Source organism: Rhodococcus wratislaviensis, assembly GCF_900455735.1.
GTDB classification, from domain to species: domain Bacteria; phylum Actinomycetota; class Actinomycetes; order Mycobacteriales; family Mycobacteriaceae; genus Rhodococcus_F; species Rhodococcus_F wratislaviensis.
Genome location: NZ_UAUI01000005.1, coordinates 84,759 through 102,747 on the forward strand (window position 1 = coordinate 84,759; position 17,989 = coordinate 102,747).

General features: G+C 67.8%; 23 protein-coding genes. 12 read left to right on the forward strand and 11 right to left on the reverse strand.

Features of this window, described 5'->3' with window-relative positions; all coding sequences use genetic code 11:
• Nucleotides 1-52: 52 nt before the first annotated feature.
• Nucleotides 53-811 (forward strand): SOS response-associated peptidase, encoded by a 759-nt coding sequence (locus DTA22_RS09665; RefSeq protein WP_037245719.1) that lies wholly within the window; start codon nt 53-55, stop codon nt 809-811.
• Here DTA22_RS09665 and ybaK read toward each other — a convergent pair.
• Nucleotides 798-1,292: a Cys-tRNA(Pro) deacylase gene (gene ybaK, locus DTA22_RS09670; protein ID WP_112299303.1), complete on the reverse strand. Its 495-nt coding sequence runs from the start codon at nt 1,290-1,292 to the stop codon at nt 798-800. The genes DTA22_RS09665 and ybaK overlap by 14 nt on opposite strands.
• 98 nt (nt 1,293-1,390) lie before the next feature.
• Here ybaK and DTA22_RS09675 point away from each other — a divergent pair, with 98 nt between their 5' ends.
• Both DTA22_RS09675 and rsrA read left to right on the forward strand, forming a co-directional pair.
• Complete coding sequence (locus DTA22_RS09675; RefSeq protein WP_112299347.1) at nt 1,391-2,128, forward strand: sigma-70 family RNA polymerase sigma factor; 738 nt, start codon at nt 1,391-1,393, stop codon at nt 2,126-2,128.
• Nucleotides 2,125-2,406 (forward strand): mycothiol system anti-sigma-R factor, encoded by a 282-nt coding sequence (rsrA, locus tag DTA22_RS09680; RefSeq protein WP_005240092.1) that lies wholly within the window; start codon nt 2,125-2,127, stop codon nt 2,404-2,406. Before DTA22_RS09675 ends, rsrA begins: the two co-directional genes overlap by 4 nt.
• Nucleotides 2,407-2,476: 70 nt before the next feature.
• Here rsrA and DTA22_RS37125 read toward each other — a convergent pair whose 3' ends face one another.
• A complete protein-coding gene (locus tag DTA22_RS37125; protein WP_022597109.1) occupies nt 2,477-2,551 on the reverse strand; it encodes a 50S ribosomal protein bL37 in 75 nt (24 codons plus the stop codon).
• Nucleotides 2,552-2,645: 94 nt separating this feature from the next.
• Between DTA22_RS37125 and DTA22_RS09690 the strand changes: the two genes are divergently transcribed.
• Together DTA22_RS09690 and DTA22_RS09695 are read left to right on the forward strand one after the other, a co-directional pair.
• Nucleotides 2,646-2,861 (forward strand): biotin/lipoyl-binding carrier protein, encoded by a 216-nt coding sequence (locus DTA22_RS09690; RefSeq protein ID WP_005240095.1) that lies wholly within the window; start codon nt 2,646-2,648, stop codon nt 2,859-2,861.
• Between the two features lie 17 nt (nt 2,862-2,878).
• Nucleotides 2,879-4,381, forward strand: a complete 1,503-nt coding sequence (locus DTA22_RS09695; RefSeq protein WP_037245148.1) for a sensor histidine kinase — start codon at nt 2,879-2,881, stop codon at nt 4,379-4,381.
• 60 nt (nt 4,382-4,441) lie between these two features.
• On the opposite strand, the gene DTA22_RS09700 is transcribed toward DTA22_RS09695, so the two are convergent.
• Complete coding sequence (locus DTA22_RS09700; protein ID WP_005240099.1) at nt 4,442-4,696, reverse strand: WhiB family transcriptional regulator; 255 nt, start codon at nt 4,694-4,696, stop codon at nt 4,442-4,444.
• A 239-nt stretch (nt 4,697-4,935) separates the two neighbouring features.
• Nucleotides 4,936-5,892 (reverse strand): diacylglycerol/lipid kinase family protein, encoded by a 957-nt coding sequence (locus DTA22_RS09705; protein WP_037245151.1) that lies wholly within the window; start codon nt 5,890-5,892, stop codon nt 4,936-4,938.
• Nucleotides 5,893-5,968: 76 nt separating this feature from the next.
• On the opposite strand from DTA22_RS09705, the gene DTA22_RS09710 reads away from it, so the two are divergent.
• Nucleotides 5,969-6,406: a hypothetical protein gene (locus DTA22_RS09710; protein ID WP_005240102.1), complete on the forward strand. Its 438-nt coding sequence runs from the start codon at nt 5,969-5,971 to the stop codon at nt 6,404-6,406.
• Here DTA22_RS09710 and DTA22_RS09715 read toward each other — a convergent pair.
• Both DTA22_RS09715 and DTA22_RS09720 read right to left on the reverse strand, forming a co-directional pair.
• Nucleotides 6,403-6,882: a GNAT family N-acetyltransferase gene (locus DTA22_RS09715; RefSeq protein ID WP_037245153.1), complete on the reverse strand. Its 480-nt coding sequence runs from the start codon at nt 6,880-6,882 to the stop codon at nt 6,403-6,405. The two genes, DTA22_RS09710 and DTA22_RS09715, sit on opposite strands and share 4 nt — an antisense overlap.
• A complete protein-coding gene (locus DTA22_RS09720; protein WP_005240106.1) occupies nt 6,879-7,493 on the reverse strand; it encodes an acid phosphatase in 615 nt (204 codons plus the stop codon). The genes DTA22_RS09715 and DTA22_RS09720 overlap by 4 nt, the downstream gene beginning before the upstream one ends.
• A 69-nt stretch (nt 7,494-7,562) precedes the next feature.
• Between DTA22_RS09720 and DTA22_RS09725 the strand changes: the two genes are divergently transcribed.
• Nucleotides 7,563-8,360, forward strand: coding sequence for a ParA family protein (locus tag DTA22_RS09725; protein ID WP_037245159.1), 798 nt, complete (start codon nt 7,563-7,565; stop codon nt 8,358-8,360).
• On the opposite strand, the gene DTA22_RS09730 is transcribed toward DTA22_RS09725, so the two are convergent.
• Together DTA22_RS09730 and DTA22_RS09735 are read right to left on the reverse strand one after the other, a co-directional pair.
• Nucleotides 8,332-9,162 carry an SDR family oxidoreductase gene (locus DTA22_RS09730; protein ID WP_112299304.1) on the reverse strand — a complete coding sequence of 277 codons (831 nt, stop codon included), beginning with the start codon at nt 9,160-9,162 and terminating at the stop codon, nt 8,332-8,334. The genes DTA22_RS09725 and DTA22_RS09730 overlap by 29 nt on opposite strands.
• Before the next feature lie 8 nt (nt 9,163-9,170).
• Nucleotides 9,171-10,001, reverse strand: a complete 831-nt coding sequence (locus DTA22_RS09735; protein WP_112299305.1) for an NAD(P)H-dependent oxidoreductase — start codon at nt 9,999-10,001, stop codon at nt 9,171-9,173.
• Nucleotides 10,002-10,100: 99 nt separating this feature from the next.
• Here DTA22_RS09735 and DTA22_RS09740 point away from each other — a divergent pair, with 99 nt between their 5' ends.
• Nucleotides 10,101-11,087 carry a GlxA family transcriptional regulator gene (locus DTA22_RS09740; protein ID WP_037245167.1) on the forward strand — a complete coding sequence of 329 codons (987 nt, stop codon included), beginning with the start codon at nt 10,101-10,103 and terminating at the stop codon, nt 11,085-11,087.
• A 54-nt stretch (nt 11,088-11,141) separates the two neighbouring features.
• Nucleotides 11,142-11,555, forward strand: coding sequence for a VOC family protein (locus DTA22_RS09745; RefSeq protein ID WP_112299306.1), 414 nt, complete (start codon nt 11,142-11,144; stop codon nt 11,553-11,555).
• Nucleotides 11,556-11,564: 9 nt separating this feature from the next.
• On the opposite strand, the gene DTA22_RS09750 is transcribed toward DTA22_RS09745, so the two are convergent.
• Both DTA22_RS09750 and DTA22_RS09755 read right to left on the reverse strand, forming a co-directional pair.
• On the reverse strand, nt 11,565-12,779 hold the full coding sequence (locus tag DTA22_RS09750; RefSeq protein WP_112299307.1) for an Rv3212 family protein: 1,215 nt from the start codon (nt 12,777-12,779) through the stop codon (nt 11,565-11,567).
• A gap of 9 nt (nt 12,780-12,788) precedes the next feature.
• On the reverse strand, nt 12,789-14,432 hold the full coding sequence (locus tag DTA22_RS09755) for a DEAD/DEAH box helicase (RefSeq protein WP_037245175.1): 1,644 nt from the start codon (nt 14,430-14,432) through the stop codon (nt 12,789-12,791).
• Between the two features lie 322 nt (nt 14,433-14,754).
• Between DTA22_RS09755 and DTA22_RS09760 the strand changes: the two genes are divergently transcribed.
• Complete coding sequence (locus DTA22_RS09760) at nt 14,755-15,435, forward strand: ferritin-like fold-containing protein (RefSeq protein WP_037245178.1); 681 nt, start codon at nt 14,755-14,757, stop codon at nt 15,433-15,435.
• 130 nt (nt 15,436-15,565) lie between these two features.
• Nucleotides 15,566-15,796 carry a DUF3107 domain-containing protein gene (locus DTA22_RS09765; RefSeq protein WP_005259708.1) on the forward strand — a complete coding sequence of 77 codons (231 nt, stop codon included), beginning with the start codon at nt 15,566-15,568 and terminating at the stop codon, nt 15,794-15,796.
• Between the two features lie 58 nt (nt 15,797-15,854).
• On the opposite strand, the gene DTA22_RS09770 is transcribed toward DTA22_RS09765, so the two are convergent.
• Nucleotides 15,855-16,526 carry a TetR/AcrR family transcriptional regulator gene (locus tag DTA22_RS09770; protein ID WP_005259707.1) on the reverse strand — a complete coding sequence of 224 codons (672 nt, stop codon included), beginning with the start codon at nt 16,524-16,526 and terminating at the stop codon, nt 15,855-15,857.
• Between the two features lie 224 nt (nt 16,527-16,750).
• Between DTA22_RS09770 and DTA22_RS09775 the strand changes: the two genes are divergently transcribed.
• Nucleotides 16,751-17,887 (forward strand): DUF3152 domain-containing protein, encoded by a 1,137-nt coding sequence (locus DTA22_RS09775; protein ID WP_112299308.1) that lies wholly within the window; start codon nt 16,751-16,753, stop codon nt 17,885-17,887.
• Nucleotides 17,888-17,989 lie beyond the last annotated feature (102 nt).

Sequence of the window (17,989 nt, forward strand, 5' to 3'; positions counted from 1 at the left end):
CGGGGTGGGCGGTGTGTCGCGGGTGTCGGTGGTTCGTGCCACTCTGGTGGGCATGTGCGGCAGGTATGCGACCACTGCGAATCCGGCGACACTCGCGGCCGACCTCGATGCGATCGACGAGGCGGGCGAGGAGGAGAGCCCGCCCGACTACAACGTGGCGCCCACCACGCAGGTCCTGACGGTGGTCGACCGTCACGACGCCCGGCGGATCCGGCGGATGCGGTGGGGGCTCGTGCCGTCCTGGACGAAGGAGCTAGGCAAGGGGCCGGTGCTGTTCAACGCGCGAGCGGATTCGGTCGACACCAAACCGGCCTTCCGGAACGCGTTCAAGTACAAGCGCTGCCTCGTTCCGATGGACGGCTGGTACGAGTGGCAGACCGAGGTCGATGCGGCAGCAGCCGGGAAGAAGCCCGGCAAGGCGAAGAAGATCCCGTACTACATGTCGCCGGAGGACGGCTCCCGCCTGTACATGGCCGGGCTGTGGTCGGTCTGGCACGATCCCGCGGTCGAGGACTCACCGCCGGTCCTGAGCTGCAGCATCATCACGGTCGACTCGGCCGCCCAGCTCGAGAACGTCCACGACCGGATGCCGCTGGTGATGCCCCGCGACCGCTGGACCGCGTGGCTCGATCCCGAGCACCCCGCGTCGACGGATCTGCTCGCGGTGTCACCCGACGCGATCGCCGACATCACCGTCCGGCGGGTGTCCACGCTGGTGAACAGTGTGAAGAACAACGGACCGGAACTCCTCGACCCCGACGCGGCCGGTCGTGACGAAGAGCAGGTGGGGGAGCAGATCAGCCTGCTGTGACCGAGGCGGTGACGGCTCCGCTGAGCCGCACCAGGTCGGCGGGCGCGAGTTCGATCTCGAGTCCGCGCCTGCCGGCGCTGCACAGCACCCGGTCCCAGTCGAGCGCCGACGCGTCGACGACCGTCGCGAGCGCCTTGCGCTGTCCGAGCGGTGAGATGCCCCCGAAGACGTACCCGGTGGAGCGTTCCGCGTCGGTGCGTTCCGCCATCACCGCCTTGCCCGCGCCCAGCGCCGCGGCCGCCGCCTTCAGCGACAGCTTCTCCGGCACCGGCAGGACCGCGACCGCCAGCTTGCCGGTGTCGAGCTTGATCACCAGCGTCTTGAACACCTGGTGTGCGGTGACGCCGACCGTCTCGCCCAGGGCGTCGACGGCCTCCGAACCGTACGATTCCGCCCGCGCATCGTGCGCGTAGCTGTGCACGGTGTGGTCGATGCGATGTTTGACGAGCAGCTTCGTCGCGGGAGTGGCAGTTCCGGCCATGGACAGACACTCTGCCACGCGGTCGGGAACACAGCGGACGGGAGGCGTGTTGGTACCTGCAGAAGAACAGTGCATCGAAGGGAGTGGTCCGTATCGTGATGTCCTCGGTGATGGAGCCCACGTCGCGTCTGCAGTTGGCGGTAACGTTGACGCCCACGGCGACCGAAGGGATCAGCGTGCAGGAACATGACCGTCCGACGGCAGACCAGGCCGAACCACAGGACGAGTTGATCGCGCGTTTCGAAAGGGATGCGCTCCCACTTCTGGATCAGCTGTACGGTGCTGCTCTGAGGATGACCAGGAACCCGGCGGACGCCGAGGACCTCGTGCAGGAAACGTACGTGAAGGCCTACACGGCGTTCCGTTCGTTCCGTGAGGGCACCAACCTCAAGGCGTGGCTGTACCGGATTCTCACGAACACGTACATCAACTCGTACCGCAAGAAGCAGCGCCAGCCCGCGCAGTACCCCACCGACGAGATCACCGACTGGCAGCTCGCGGCGACGGCGGAACATTCGTCGACCGGTCTGCGGTCCGCCGAGGTGGAGGCGCTGGACGCGCTCCCCGACGACGACATCAAGGAAGCGCTCCAGGCCCTGCCGGAGGAGTTCCGGATGGCCGTGTACTACGCCGACGTCGAGGGCTTCCCCTACAAGGAGATCGCCGAGATCATGGGCACCCCGATCGGGACCGTGATGTCGCGGCTGCACCGCGGGCGCAAGCAGCTCCGGGGTCTGCTCGCCGATGTCGCACGCGAACGTGGATTCAACCGTGGGGGCACCCACGAGGTGCCCGGCGACAGTGTAGTGAGTGCGGAGCAGGAGGTTTCTCGGTGAGCGAGCAGGACGAATTCGAGCAGCTCGACTGCTCCGCCGTCATCGCAGACGTCTGGCTGATGCTGGACCGTGAATGCGACGAGGCGTCGAGGGCGCGGCTGCAGAGACATCTCGACGAGTGCGGGTCGTGTCTCGAGGCGTACGGGATCGAGGAGAAGGTGAAGAGCCTCGTGAACCGCAAGTGCGGCGGTGAGCACGCGCCGGAAAGCCTGCGTCAGCGGCTCTCCATCGAGTTGCGGCGGACGATCCTCATCACCAATACGGAACCCGACGCATAATCCGTCAGAACAGCAATCAGGGGCCGGAAAGCATCGCTGCTTTCCGGCCCCTGGTGCGTTCTACGGCGCGTCAGGCGTTGGGACGCTTGCCGTGGTTTGCGGCGTTGCCCTTGCGACTGCGCTTCTTACGACCACGCTTACCCATGAGTAGATCTCCCTTCTTTTCACCACAGTCTTCCACGTGTGGTTGGGTGTCCTTGCAACAGGGCTTTCTCGACACCCGGGAGTGAAGGATCACAATGGCAGAAGACGTGCGCGCCGAAATGGTTTCGACGGTGTATCAGGTTGTGGTGAGCGCGGGTGACGAGGTGAAGGAAGGCGACACGCTCGTCATCCTCGAGTCGATGAAGATGGAGATTCCCGTCATCGCCGAAGAGCCCGGCACGGTCACGTCCGTGGACGTCAAGGTCGGCGACGTGATCCAGCAGGGCGACCTGATCGCAGTCATCTCCTGAGCTGACACCCACCGACGATGTCCACACTGAGCGACCTGCTCGCCGAACACACCGACCTGCCCGGCGAGGCCGTCGATCATCTCCAGCGAGTCGTCGGTGAATGGCAGTTGCTCGCCGACCTCTCCTTCGCGGACGTCCTGCTCTGGGTCGGAACGGATTCCGCGGCCACCGACGCCACCGGCACCGTGATCTGCGTCGCCCACTGCAGGCCCACCACCGCGTCGACTGCGTTCCCCGAGGACGTCGTCGGGACCGTCGTGTCGGAGTCGGAACACCCGCAGGTGCTGCAGGCGCTGCTCGAGGGCCGCGTCGTGCGCCCCGAGGACGGCGGCGGGCACGCGGGTCTGCCGCCGCGTGGGGAAGCGGTTCCGGTGCGGTGGAACGGCGAGGTGATCGCGGTCCTGAGCCGGGACACCAACCTGTCGCATCAGCGGGCGCAGAGCCCCCTCGAGGTCGCGTATCTCGACTGCGCCGAGGATCTGTGCCAGATGATCAGCGACGGCACCTTCCCGATCCGTGAGGCCCGGTCGGACACCAACTCGAGTCCGCGTGCCGGCGACGGCTTCATCCGCCTCGACACCGACGGCAGCGTGGTCTACGCGAGTCCCAATGCGCTGTCGGCCTATCACCGGATGGGGCTCAGCTCGGACCTGATCGGCCAGAACCTCGCCGCCACCACGCGGTCGCTCGTGACGGATCCGTTCGAGTCGCAGGAGGTCGCCGGGTACATCCGCGACACCATCGCCGACAAGCCGGGCCGCCGCATGGAGATCGAGGCCAGGGGAGCGACCGTTCTGCTCCGGGCGCTGGTCCTCAAACCCGGTGGGAAGCGGGTGGGCGCCGCTGTCGTCGTGCGGGACGTCACCGAGGTGAAGAGGCGGGATCGCGCCCTGCTCAGCAAGGATGCGACGATCCGCGAGATCCATCACCGGGTGAAGAACAACCTGCAGACCGTGGCGGCGCTCCTGCGACTGCAGGCCCGACGCACCAACAACGAGGAAGCCAGGCAGGCACTGAGCGAATCGGTGCGCCGCGTCACCTCGATCGCCCTCGTGCACGACACACTGTCGATGTCGGTGGACGAGGAAGTGAACCTCGACGAGGTCGTCGACCGCCTGGTGCCGATCCTGTCCGACGTGGCGACGGTGAGTACGCCGATCAAGGTCCGGCGAGAAGGCAGCTTCGGGGTGTTCTCCGCGGAGCGGGCCACGCCGCTGGTGATGGTGCTGACCGAACTCGTGCAGAACGCGATCGAGCATGCCTTCGAGCCCGGCGCTCCGGGCACGGTCACCATGAGGGCCGAACGCTCCGCGCGGTGGCTGGACGTCGTGATCCACGATGACGGCAGGGGATTGCCGCCCGGTTTCAGCCTCGAGCGGTCGGACCGTCTCGGTCTGCAGATCGTCCGGACCCTGGTGGCCGCCGAGCTGAACGGTTCCCTCGGGCTGCATCCCGGGGCGGACGGTGGAACGGATGCCGTGTTACGCGTGCCGCTGGGCCGTCGTGGGCCGCGGTACTGATCGGCGGGCAAGCAAAAGGCCCGGCACCATGTGGTGCCGGGCCCGTCTTCTTCCGAAGTATCAGACGGTGGTGCGGGCACGCGTCCGAGCGTTGCGGCGCTTGAGTGCGCGACGCTCGTCTTCGCTCATGCCGCCCCACACACCGGCGTCCTGGCCCGACTCGAGTGCCCACGAGAGGCATTCGGCGGTCACCGGGCAGCGGTTGCAGACAACCTTGGCATCAGCAATCTGCGCGAGAGCCGGACCGCTGTTGCCCACAGGGAAGAACAACTCGGGGTCTTCGTCGCGACAGATTGCCTTGTGGCGCCAGTCCATCCTTCTGCTCCTTAACTGGGTGCGTAATGCACCGTTTCGTCTTCATGAGTTCATGTGTGCGTAGAGAATGTTTCCGCACTGTTGCTTGTGAATGCTTTCACGAACTGGCGGGATGTCAATAGAAAACCGCCGCACCGTGGGGGAGCTCACGTACTTAGGCTGCCCTTCGAGGCGCGCCGTCCTTTGTACCCCGTGCAGACACTTCCCGCTAGGTGAAAACGGGGATTCTCGAGATTTGCTCAGGGTCGCGCCGGCGCGACCACATCCAGCGCCTCGGGCACCGACACGAACTCGACGACCTTGCGAAGTCCGATGTAGTCGCCGTCCATCTGCAGTCCGATGGGCTCCGACGCGGTGATTCGCACGCACGGCACGTCGTCGACCCGGACCAGCTTCTTCGCCTTCGGGCGGGTTCCGGGGGTCAGGAGCTGGCGGGCTACCCGCAGCGTGGTGAGGATCGCGGTGGATCGCATCGCGAAGACGCCGAGGCCGGTGTCGTAGGTGGTGTCGGGATTGGTGTGGACTTCCCGCTTGTTCAGATACGTCCAGGGACTCGCGTTCGACACGAATGCGTAATGAACGCCCTCGACCGGATCGCGATCGGGAACCTCGACGGTGAGCGTCGGCTCCGCGTATTTCGATCGGAAGAACACGCGCACCGCCGCGCGGACATATTGCGCCGGTGTGGCCGGCCGCCCATTCTTGCGGTGCATGTCGACCGCCTCACACACCTGGGCGTCCCAGCCGAGACCGGCGTTGAACGTGAACCAGCGATTGTCGCAGTGCGCGAGACCGATCCTGCGCCGCTGCCTGCGGGCGAGGAGGTCGATGAGCTGGTTGGTGGCGTCCACCGGGTCGGGTGCGATGCCGAGCGAACGGGCGAACACGTTCGCCGACCCGCCGGGGACGACGGCGATCGGGGGGATCGGCCCCACCGTCACCGCGCTCATCGACTTCGGTTCCGGGGTGCCGAGCAGTCCGTTGACCACCTCGTTCACGGTGCCGTCTCCGCCGTGGACGATGATCAGGCCCATCCCGTCCACGCAGGCCTGCTGCGCCAGTTCGGCGGCGTGACCCCGGTGTGTCGTGTGCGCGACCGTCAACCGCACCCGGCTCGACAGCGCGTGGGCGAGGAGATCACGCCCGGCCGGGGTCGTCGATGTGGCATTGGGGTTGACGATCAGCAGCGCGCGCACGGGACCCAAGCCTAGCCGGGGCGGCACGTGTCACCGTCCGAGGCCGCCGGCGACGGGGTGTTCTAGGCTGGCCGACGTGCCGAAGCCGTCTCTCAGCAAGTCCACGCCCACCACGGTCCGCGCGGCGGGCGCCCTGGTGTCGCTCGAGGGCGCGGTGGCGGTCGGGGTCGCCGTGGTGCTGGTGATCCGGGGACTCCTCGGACACGACCAGAGCGTCAGCAGTGGATACGGCACCGCGGCCTGGTTCGCGATTCTCGGTGGCGCCGTGCTCGCCGCCGGGCTCGCCCTGATCTTCGGCCGGCGCTGGGGGCGGGCGATCGCGATCGTCGCCCAACTGCTCCTGCTCCCGGTGGCGTGGTCGCTGCTCACCGATTCGCACCAGCCGTTCTTCGGTGTGCTGCTCGGCGTCGTCGTGGTGGCGGCCCTCGGGTGCCTGTTCAGCAGTCCGACGTCGAAGTGGATGGCTGCCGAGTACGGCCAGGAGGCCGACGCCGACAACCCGTCGGACCGCTAACTCACCTCGGACGCGAGGCGGCCGAGCGGATCCCCGGTGAGCCGGTACGTGGTCCATTCGTCCTGCGGGTGCGCGTCCAGCGACTCGTAGAACGCGATCGACGGCTTGTTCCAGTTGACCACCGACCACGACAGTCGCGTGTAGCCGTTGTCGACGCACTCCTTCGCGAGTGTGGCGAGCAGGGCCTTGCCGTGCCCGGAACCGCGCTCGGACGGGCTGACGAACAGGTCCTCCAGATAGATGCCGTGTGTTCCGTCCCAGGTGGAGAAGTTCCGGAACCACACCGCGATCCCGACGACCCGGTCGTCGTCGTTCGCCGCGACGTGGGCGAACGTGGACGGCTGCGGGCCGAACAGGGCGTCGTCGATCTGGTCGGCGGTGACGGTGCACTCGTCGCGGGCCCTCTGGTGTTCGGCGAGTTCGTAGATCATCGCGGTGATCGCGGCGACGTCCTCGGGTACTGCGCGTCTGATCATCGGGCACCTTCCTCGCTTGTCACGTTGTGGCTGACCACCTGCTGCGCCCCGTGCTCGAAGCCGAGGACGGAGTACGCGCCCGGCGACATCGCGAACCGGCGTCCCTCGCTGATCGGAAGCTCCGCCCAGCGAGCGATGAGCGCGCGCGAGAAGTGGCCGTGCCCGACGAGGATCACGTCGCGGTCGACGAGTTGCGAATGCGCGACGGACAGAACGAGGTCGCACCGGGTGTGCACCTGCTCGGCCTGCTCGCCGCGAGGGCACGGATGCGTCCACACGGTCCAGTCCGGCACCTGCTGCCTGATCTCGGGGGTCGTCATGCCCTCGTAGATCCCGTAATCCCATTCGGCGAGTGCGTCCCAGGTGCGCTGGATCTTCAATCCCGCCAGCTCCGCCGTCTCCCGGGCGCGTTGCCGCGGACTGACGATGACGAGGGGGTCGCGCAGCTCGAGGGCGTCCATTGCCGGACCCACCCGCCGTGCCTGGGCTTCACCCAGTTCGGTGAGGTGGACGTCGGTCCGACCGGTGTGTTTACCCCAACGGGCCCATTCCGTTTCGCCGTGTCGGAGGAGGACGATCCGACGGCCGCGCGGCGAATCACTGGGTGGCATCCATCCATCATGTCAGTCAATCTGCGTGTATGGCTCGCCTCCGGGGACGAAGTAGGTAAGGATCGAGCCGTGACAACGGTTCTTGCAGTGGCAAATCAGAAGGGTGGGGTCGCGAAGACCACCACGGTCGCTTCTCTCGGCGCAGCCCTCGTCGGGCTGGGCCAGAAGGTTCTGGTGGTGGATCTCGACCCGCAGGGGTGTCTGACGTTCTCCCTCGGGCACAACCCGGACCGCCTGGACGCCTCCGTCCACGAGGTGCTGACCGGTGATCTGGCGGTGCAAGACGCCGTGATCGACACCGAGGACGGTGTCGCCCTCCTGCCTGCGACGATCGACCTCGCGGGCGCGGAAGCGTTGCTGCTCATGCGTCCCGGTCGCGAGTTCGCCCTCAAGCGCGCTCTGGCGCCGCTGCTGGACGACTACGACACGATCATCATCGACTGTCCGCCGTCACTCGGTGTGCTCACTCTCAACGGGCTCACGGCGGCGCAGTCGGTACTGGTGCCGCTGCAGTGCGAGACGCTCGCCCACCGCGGTGTGGGGCAGTTACTGCGGACGGTCACCGAGGTGCAGCAGATCACCAACCCCGACCTGGTCCTGCTCGGCGCGCTGCCGACGCTGTACGACGCCCGCACGACACACAGCCGGGACGTGCTCTCCGACGTGTCCGACCGCTACAACCTGCCGGTCCTCGCTCCGCCGATCCCGCGGACGGTGCGATTCGCGGAAGCGACGGCGTCGGGTGCCACCGTGCTGGCAGGGCGCAAGAACAAGGGTGCCCAGGCGTACCGGGACCTGGCCGAGAACCTCGCCAAGCACTGGGCGGGATCCGAGCTCGCTACGTTTTCGCCTGGAAGTGCCGAGTAAGTTCTTCGGGCGTCGGATTCCACGCGGCGGGCCAATCCTGTTGGCGTAACTGGGCGTCCGTGCCCCCGTCGGCGAAGACGACGCTGCCGCAGAACAGTGTCGACCCCGGTCCGAGCAGGAACTCGACGAGCGCGGCGATCTCGTCCGGGCGGCCGCGCCGGCCCAGCGGCACCGGATAGAAATCCAGCGCCTTCGCGAGTTCGGGGTCGAGGTCGTCCCCGCTGGTCATCGGTGTGTCGATCATGCCCGGCGCGATCGCGTTGAGTCGTATGCCGTTGCCGATCCACTCGGGCCGTACCGCTTCACGCCGAATCCACCAGGCCAGCGCGAGCTTGGACGCCGGGTACGCCGGGATGGCGGTCACCTCATCGCCGATGCGCACCGCCTCCGTCTCGTCGCCGTCGAGGCACGCGGTCACCAGATTCTCGGGAATCCCCGGCTGCGTGGTGGTGCTACTGGACGAGATCACCACCACCGAGGCGCCGCCCGCGCGCTCGAGAGCGGGCTTCAGGGCCGTCACGAGTTCTACGGCCCCGAAGTAGTTCACGGCGACGAGTGTGCCGCCCGGGACGTGGGACAGCGACCCGAGTCCGGCGCAGCACACGAGTCCGTCCACGACGCCGCCGCTCGCCTCGGACACGGCGTCGGCGGCCGCAGCCCGTCCGCCGGGGGTCGACAGGTCGGCGGTCACGTCGGTGTGCGCGAGGTCGATTCCGATGACGGTATGACCGCCGGACTCGAGCGTGCGGCGGCTCGCCGCCCCGATGCCCGAGGCGGCGCCGGTGATCACGTAGGTTGCCATGCCGTGAATTAGAACACGTTACATCCCGCGGTAGTGCGGACTTCGGTCGCCGATTCACTCGTGCCGGAATCCGCGTCGGCGTAGTGGGCGCGCAACCCCGTGACGCCGGGCGCGCGGTCCTCGTGCAGGACGAACCTGGTGTCGTAGTCGCCGCCGCTCTGTGAGCGGAAAGGCAACGGCGGGTCGGTGAACAGGCCGGACAGGCGATCGATCAGCCGCGCCGCGACGCCGGGGTAGTGCTCGGCGGGCAACCGGTCCGCGCTGTCGATCAGGACCGGGGGCAGTGCGGACATCCCCGTGTACCAGAAGATTCCGTGGTGGATCGGGAACAGGAGTTCGTCCATCTGGCCGTTGATCCCGCGCGGGCCCGCGCTGTCGGCACTGCCGCCGAAACTGACGACCGTCATCGCCCGCTTGCCTGCGAGGGTTCCGTCGCCGTACCGCCGGGTGGAACCGTCCTCGCGGCGCAGTCCGTAGCCGTAGCCCTCCACGAAGACCCGGTCGAACCAGCCCTTGAGGATCGCGGGCATGCCGTACCACCACAGCGGGAACTGCACGATCACCGCATCGGCCCACGCGAGCTTGCGATGTTCGGCGCGGATGTCGGGGGCCAGGGTGCCCTCGGTCAGGGCCTGACCCGACCGCGCGCCGACCAGGAGGCGATGGTGGGGGTCGTGTCCGAAATCGTCTGCCGTCACCACCGGGTTCCATCGCATCGCGTACAGGTCCGAGGTCCGGATGTCGTGGCCGGCGCCGCGCAGCGCCGCGAGAGCGTCGCTGCGGAGTGCCGCGTTCAGGGACTCCGGATCGGGATGTGCCGATACCCACAGGATCTTCATGGTCCACCTTCCGCTCTGTCGTGCCGACCCTTCCGATCATGGGCGCGTGGACGTGGTCACGACAGTGGCCTGCGGGACGATATGTGAAATAATCGGGCCATGTCCGAACCGAGGAACGGGCGGAGTGTGCGCCGCCATCGCGTGGTCGTGTTCGTGCGCGACGGTCTGCTCCCGATCGAGTTCGGGATCGTCCACCGACTGTTCGGTGAGGCGAGATCGCGGGACGGCGAGGCGCTGTACGAGGTCCTCACGTGCGCCCTCACCCCTGGCGCCGTCCGGACCGACACCGACGTGACGCTCTCGGTCGAGCACGGTCCGGCACTGCTCGGCACGGCCGACACCGTCGTGATCCCGGCATCCGATCAGGACTACGACCCGCCGGAGGACGGGCGCCTGCCCCGGCGCCTCGCGGACGCCTTCGCGCACATCCGTCCGGGCACGCGGGTGGCATCGATCTGCACCGGCTCGTTCGTCCTCGCGGCGGCCGGCCTTCTCGAGAACCGGCGTGCCACGACGCACTGGAAGTCGGCGGACGCGTTCCGGCGGTTGTACCCCGACGTGCACCTGGACCCCGGCGTGCTCTACACACACGACGGCAGCGTGCTCACCGCCGCAGGCGTCGCATCCGGAATCGATCTGTGCCTGTACATGATTCGTCTCGACCACGGTGCGTCGGTGGCCAACGAGGTGGCGCGGGGAACGGTCGTGCCGCCTCATCGCAGCGGTGGCCAGGCGCAGTTCATCACCGAGCCCGTCCCGGAGGCCGACGGTGCGTCGACGGCGCGGGCGCGGACCCGGGCACTGTCGCATCTCGATCAACCGCTGTCGCTGCGGGAGCTGGCCGCGTGGGAGTCGATGAGCGTGCGCACGTTCACCCGGCGATTCCGGGCCGAGACGGGGATGTCGCCGACGCAGTGGATTCTCGAACAGCGGATCACCCGCGCCCGCGAACTGCTGGAGAACACCGACCTGCCGGTGGACGACGTGGCCGCGGCCGCGGGCTTCGGCACCGCGACGTCGCTGCGACAACACCTCTCGCGCACGGTCGGCGTCTCACCGTCCGCGTACCGCGCCACTTTCCGTTGACGGCATGCTCATTCGTCCAAGTGCCGGGGAGCACACGGCGCTAACGTCGGGGCCATGACAGTCTCGGATACGCCTCGGAGCAACACCCTGACGATGCGGGCTCAGCCGCTCCTCGCCGTCGACGACGTCGAACGTGCAGGCGAGTGGTACCGGAAGGTGCTCGGCGCGCGGAGCGGCCACGGTGGACCGGACTACGAGCAACTCCTCGTCGACGGGCACATGATCCTGCAACTGCACCGGCTCGACGAGGGCCACCACCACGGCACCCTCGGCGATCCGTCACTCCCGCGGGGAAACGGGGTGGCGATCTGGTTCGAGACCCCCGACTTCGACGGCACAATCGCGCGGGTGCGGGAGGCGGGTGCCGACGTGGTCACGGACGTGCACGTCAATCCCAATGCGGGACATCGTGAGATCTGGATCCGCGATCTCGACGGCTATCTCGTGGTGTTCGCCGAACCCGCGTGAGCAGCGACCTCAGCGCAGCGCCACTACATCGTCGCCGCGCTGTTCGAGCACGACGTCGCCGGCCACCGTCGTGGTGATCGGCCCCGCCGCGGCGTCACGCGCCACCGGGATCGTGCGAAGCACCGCACCGGTCGACAGGTCGAGCACGGCGATCCCGGATTCCACCGGAACCAGCAGGTTTCCGGCCATCACGGCTCCCGGGCCGAGAGCGCCGGGGAAGACCCAGCGCGGTGCGAGATCGGATGCGCCGAGCGACACCACGTCCGAACCGGTCCACCAGGTGACCACCGAACTGCTCGTCGACGTGACAGGATCCGGTGCGACCCGGAGGGAGAGGGCATATTCGGACACGGCGTTGCCGGTGCCGTCGAACAGGCCGATCCGCGGTCCGTACGACGTGCCCGCGGGGAGATAGACGGCCGTGGTCTCGCCCGACACCCCGAGGATGCGTGCACCCTCGACGCCGGCATCCACCCCCGCCAGGACGCTCGACCCGTACTCCTCGGGCTCCTGATTGTCCTTCGGCGACGGGTTCATGACCGTCAGACGATCGGCCACCTCGCCGGGGCAGCGTTCGAGAACGGACAGCCGGCTGCTGCTCGAACCGACGTCGATCAGCGTGCACCCGCTGCGTGGCTGTTTCTTGGGATTCACCGGCGCGTCCACCCGTCCGTACTCGACGGTGCGGACGAGGTCGGAGCGCCACAATTCCAGCCGGCGGTCGCCGAGGGACGCCACATACGTTCCGTCGGCCTTCAGCGTCACCTCGGAATCGGCGTCACTGCTGCGCTGCGCCAGGCGCTCGCCGGTGCCGCCGTCGAGTTCGGTGACCTGGGAGCAGCCGCGGTCGTCGTGGTAGACGGCCACGACCTTCTCCCACGACGCCGTCACACCGCACAGGTCGAGATCACGCTCGTACCGCCACAGCTCGGTACCCGACATCCGGTCCCGTCCCACGACGTCCCCGCCGTCGGCGGTGACGACCGCACCACCGACGACGAGGGGTGCGGTCGTGGCGGAACTGGCGGAGTCCCAGATCGGGCTCAGCGTCTCCGGAACCGTCAGGGCCGTAACGAGTGCAGGCGGCGGCTCGGCGGCGGTGACGGAGGTGGTGCCCCGGGCATCGCTGCGGAACCACACCACGGTGAGGGCGACCACGACCGCGACGGCGATTCCGGCAGCGACGACGAGATCGGCGCGCGAGCGCCGCTCAGGTGCCAGCACGGTGGTTGTTTACTCCGCGGTCGTCGCGGCGGCGCCGACCTTGGTGGTCCGGCGGCGACGACGCCGGCGGGGCTTGGAGGCACCCTCGCCGTCGGTGTCCCCGCTCGGAGCGGAGGATTCGGGTGCCGTCGGCTCCGGCGAGACGGACTTGGGGCCCACGGAGTCCGCGGGGCGGCCACCACGGGTGCGGCGGCGGGTGCGGGTGCGTGCCGGACGCTCCGTGCGCTCGGCCTTCTCGCCCTGCTCGGTATCGGTGTTCTCGCTTTGCTCCGTGCCCGTGTTCTCGCTCTGCTCGGGTGCGGCCTTTGCGGCCCTCTCCACCCGGGGGCGCTTGATCGTGCCGGTCGCGTCGGCCGGGATCGACAGCTCCTCGAACAGGTGCGGGGAGCTGGAGTACGTCTCCGCCGGATCGGGGATGCCGAGGCCGAGAGCCTTGTCGATGAGCTGCCAGCGGGGGATGTCGTCCCAGTCCACGAGTGTCACGGCGATGCCGGTGCGGCCCGCGCGGCCGGTGCGGCCGATCCGGTGGACGTACGTCTTCTCGTCTTCCGGGCACTGGTAGTTGATGACGTGGGTGACGTCGTCGATGTCGATACCGCGCGCCGCGACGTCCGTTGCGACGAGCACGTCGATCTTCCCGGTGCGGAATGCCTTCAGCGCCTTCTCGCGAGCAACCTGGTTGAGGTCGCCGTGCACGGAGCCGACGGAGAAGCCGCGCTCGGCGAGATCGTCGGCGACCTTCTGGGCGGTGCGTTTCGTGCGGGTGAAGATCATCGTCGCGCCGCGGCCGTCGGCCTGCAGCACCCGGGCCACCATCTCCGCCTTGTCGAGCGCATGCGCCCGGTAAATGTGCTGGCTGGTCCGGTCGTGCACCGCCGAGTCGTCGGCCTGCTCGGCGCGGATGTGCGTCGGCTGGGTGAGGAACGTGCGGGCGAGCGTGATGATCGGGCCCGGCATGGTGGCCGAGAACAGCATCGTCTGACGCTTGTCCGGCACCATTCCCAGGATGCGCTCGATGTCGGGCAGGAAGCCCAGGTCGAGCATCTCGTCGGCCTCGTCGAGAACGAGGACCTCGACCTTGCCCAGGATCAGATGACCCTGGTTGGCGAGGTCGAGCAGACGGCCCGGGGTGCCCACGACGACGTCGGCGCCCTTCTGGAGCGTCGCGATCTGCGTCTCGTAGGGGCGGCCACCGTAGATGGCGAGGACCTCGAGCTTGTTCTTCTCGCCCTTCAGGTACTTCGCGGCGCCCTCGAGGTCCTTGGTGACCTGGATGCACAGCTCGCGGGTGGGGACGATGACCAGCGCACGGGGAGTGCCGTCGAGTGCGGCCGTACCGGTGGTGCCGCTGGAGATGCGGTGGAGCAGCGGGACGCCGAAACCGAACGTCTTGCCCATGCCCGTACGGGCCTGACCGATCAGGTCGTCGCCGGCGAGGGCGAGGGGGAGCGTCAGCTCCTGGATCGCGAACGTGCGCTCGATCCCGATCTCGTCGAGAGCGCGGACGATCTCGTCACGAACTCCGAGCTCGGCGAACGTGGGGGCGACGTGCGTGGAATCGAGTTGCGCCGACAGCGTGGTTTCGGTTGCGTCGTCTTCATGGTCGACAGTGATCTTGCTCAGGGGACTGGCCTTCCTCGTAGCTGCACGCACGCACGAGGTAAGGGCCAGGCCGCTGGTCGGCCCGATTTCCCAGTCGACGCTCGTCGATGTCCTCTTCCGAGTCGATCCTGCCTCTGCCTCAGCGCAGAAATCGAAGATTTCGGCGAGGCGCGGCTGGGACCGTCGATCAGGTGCGCGCACATTATCGGTGGGAACCGCTGATCGGATCGTGATCGATCATCACTCAAACCGCGTTCTCCATGGAGGCGAACGTGGTGACGAGCGGTTGCCCATGATCATTGTAGCCGGAGAACGCCCCACAACCGGTTACGCATGGCAAACATCACTGGGCGACGCACTAGGCTGTGGCGCCATGGAGCCCAACACGCCTGCATCCTCTGATTCCACCATTCCCGCTGATCACCCCGGCGTCAGTGAACTCTTCGCGGTCCTCGCGTACGGCGAGATCTCCGCGTTCTACCGGCTGTCCGAGGACGCGCAGATGGCGCGGACCCTGCAGGGCAAAGTGGCGCTCGCGAGCATGGCCGCCGCCGAGATGGGCCACTTCGAGATGCTCGAGACGGCGCTGACCGCGCGTGGCTTCGACATCTTCGAGGCGATGGATCCGTTCGTCCGTGCCCTCGACAACTACCACGCGTCCACCACCCCGTCGACGTGGCTCGAGGCATTGGTGAAGGCCTACGTCGGTGACGGGATCGCCGCCGACTTCTACCGCGAGATCGGGCACTCGCTGCCCGCCGAGGTGTCGCGGACGGTCGAGGAGGTGCTCTCGCAGACCGGTCACTCGGAGTTCGTCGTCCACGAGGTGCAGCAGGCGATCAAGGCCAGCAACCGCGACAAGGACCGCCTCATGCTGTGGGGCAGGCGACTGCTCGGGGAGGCCATCACGCAGGCGCAGTTCGTCCTGGCGCAGCGGGAGGCGCTGACGGAACTCGTCATCTCCGCGTCCGGCGACCTCAATGGTGTCGTCGCACTGTTCGACCGCATGCAGGAGATGCACGCCGAACGCATGGCCGTGCTGGGCCTGGTCTGACGGCGCCGCCGTCATGCTTGTCTGACGGCATGTTCGCTCAGGGCACAGCCCACAGACGCGCACCGGCGGCGGCCGCTGCATTAGCCTTGCCAGGACAGCTGATGTTTCTCGGAGAGTTCGGAGGTTGACCGTGGAGGTCAAGATCGGTGTAATCGACAGCCCGCGTGAGCTCATCGTCAGCAGCGAGCAGACCCCGGACGAGGTCGAGACATTGGTCTCGGACGCCCTCACCGGTGGCGACGGGATCCTGTCTCTGCAGGACGACAAGGGACGCAAGTACCTCGTGCAGTCCAGCAAGATCGCCTACGTGGAGATCGGCCCGTCCGATATCCGCAAGGTCGGATTCGCTCCGACCAAGTGAACACACGAGAAAGGGCCCGCAGTCAACTCGACTGCGGGCCCTTTCTCATGCGTCGTGGCTAGCGCTGTTCGGGATGCAGCGGCACGCGGGACAGACCGCCCCACGCGAGCGTGACCGTCGTGTCGACCGCTTCTTCCTTCGGGATCGGGCGCGCCGCCTCGAGCCAGTACCGCGCGGTGAACTGGCTCGCGCCGACGAGGCCGACAGCGAGGATGCGGGCGCGGTACGGGTCGAGACCGGAGTCGTGGCTGACGAGGTCGAACACGGCGTCCACGCACGCCTCGGTGGCCTGCTCGACGCGGCTCTGCACCTGCGGTTCACCCATGAGGTCCGACTCGAACACGAGCCGGAAGCCCTGCGAGTCGTTGTCGACGAAGTCGAAGAACGCCTGCACCGCGGCGCGGACACGCTGCTTGTTGTCCGTGGTCGAGCGCAGCGCCTGCCGGACGCCGGAGATCAGGCTGTCGACATAGCTCTGCAGCACCGCCACGTACAGCTCGAGCTTTCCGGGGAAGTGCTGATAGAGGACGGGCTTGCTCACACCGGCGCACTCGGCGATCTCGTCCATACCGGCAGCGTGGTATCCGCGTGTGACGAAGACCTCGCTGGCTGCGGCGAGTAGCTGCAGTCGCCGGGCGTCGCGGGGGAGTCGCGTGCTGCGACGGGCCCCGGTGCCCTTTCCGGGGGTGGCATCGCGATCGGAGTTCGTCCGATCCGCGAGTTCAGTCATAGCGCTTCCAATCTGCACAAGTATTCCGCGTCACATTCTGTGTAACTGTGTGAACGATACCCGCGCGTAGTGAACCGTTCATGGTGGACTCGCTGGACTCGCCCGGTCAAGGATATTGCCTGACCGGTAACTGGGGCCCTGCGGGGGTCGGGGGCACCTGGTGATCCGGGTAGCCGCGACGTTGCGGATCGCATCTGCGTGACACGCCGAATGACCTGCGGACGGTGCGCTGGGACGGGGCGGTGCCGGACTGTGAGATTCTGGGCTGCGTGACTGACCGAGGAGGACCGCGTGTTCGCGGCCGGGCTCCCCAGAGCTCCGAGGACGGGGAGCGACGATCGCGCAGCATCGACCAGCGTGACGTCCGTCCCCGCGCTTCGCAGTCGGCACCGCAGGCGCAGTCGCATCAACCACTCCGCGCGCAATGGGACCCGACCAGCCGCGACGTCGGCAGGCCCCGGAACCCGCGCCCCGAGCGGCAGGCCAGGAAGCAGAGCCGCATCGGCCGGTTCGTCTCCACCTACGGGTGGCGCGCCTACGCCATCCCGATCCTCCTGGTGGTCACCATTCTCGTCGTGGTCGACGCGGTCCGGGACACCGGCGGCAACGAGACGACGGCCGAGACCGACACCCCCGGATTCGGCACCCTGTCCCGCGACACCGACGGTTCGAGCGTCATCGGGATCCCCCCGGAAGCCGACGGAAACTTCGCCGCCGAACTTCCCTCGGGCGCGTTGCCCGAGGGCGGTCCGTTCACGGCGGTGGGCGCAGGCACGTGGCACGTGGTTCCCGGAAGCGGGACCAAGGTCGGGCAGGGCACCGAACGGGAATTCACGTACAGCGTCGAGATCGAGGACGGGGTCGACACCTCCGGATTCGGCGGCGACGAGTCGTTCGGCCGGATGGTCGACCAGACCTTGTCGAATCCGAAGAGCTGGACGAAGGACCCGCGGTTCGCGTTCCGCCGCGTCGACCAGGGCGACCCCGACTTCCGGGTGTCGCTGACGTCGCAGATGACCATCCGCGAGGCGTGCGGCTACGACATTCAGCTGGAGGTGTCGTGCTACAACCCCGGCATCGATCGCGTCGTCCTCAACGAGCCACGCTGGGTGCGGGGTGCCATCGCGTTCCAGGGGGACATCGGGTCGTACCGGCAATACCAGATCAACCACGAGATCGGGCATGCCATCGGCTACCAGGACCACCAGCCGTGCGAGACCGAAGGCGGCCTCGCGCCCGTGATGATGCAGCAGACGTTCGGGACGGCCAACAACGACATCGCGCAGCTCGACCCCGAGGGTGTCGTCCCGATGAATGGTCTGACCTGCCATTTCAATCCGTGGCCGTTCCCGAGAGCGTGAGCCGGGGCCGCCCCGCGCGACTGCCGGCGGGAGGGGAAGAATGGACCCCGTCGGGGCGTTGAACTCAATGCTGTCCGACGCATCGGAAGCTGTCGCGCAATC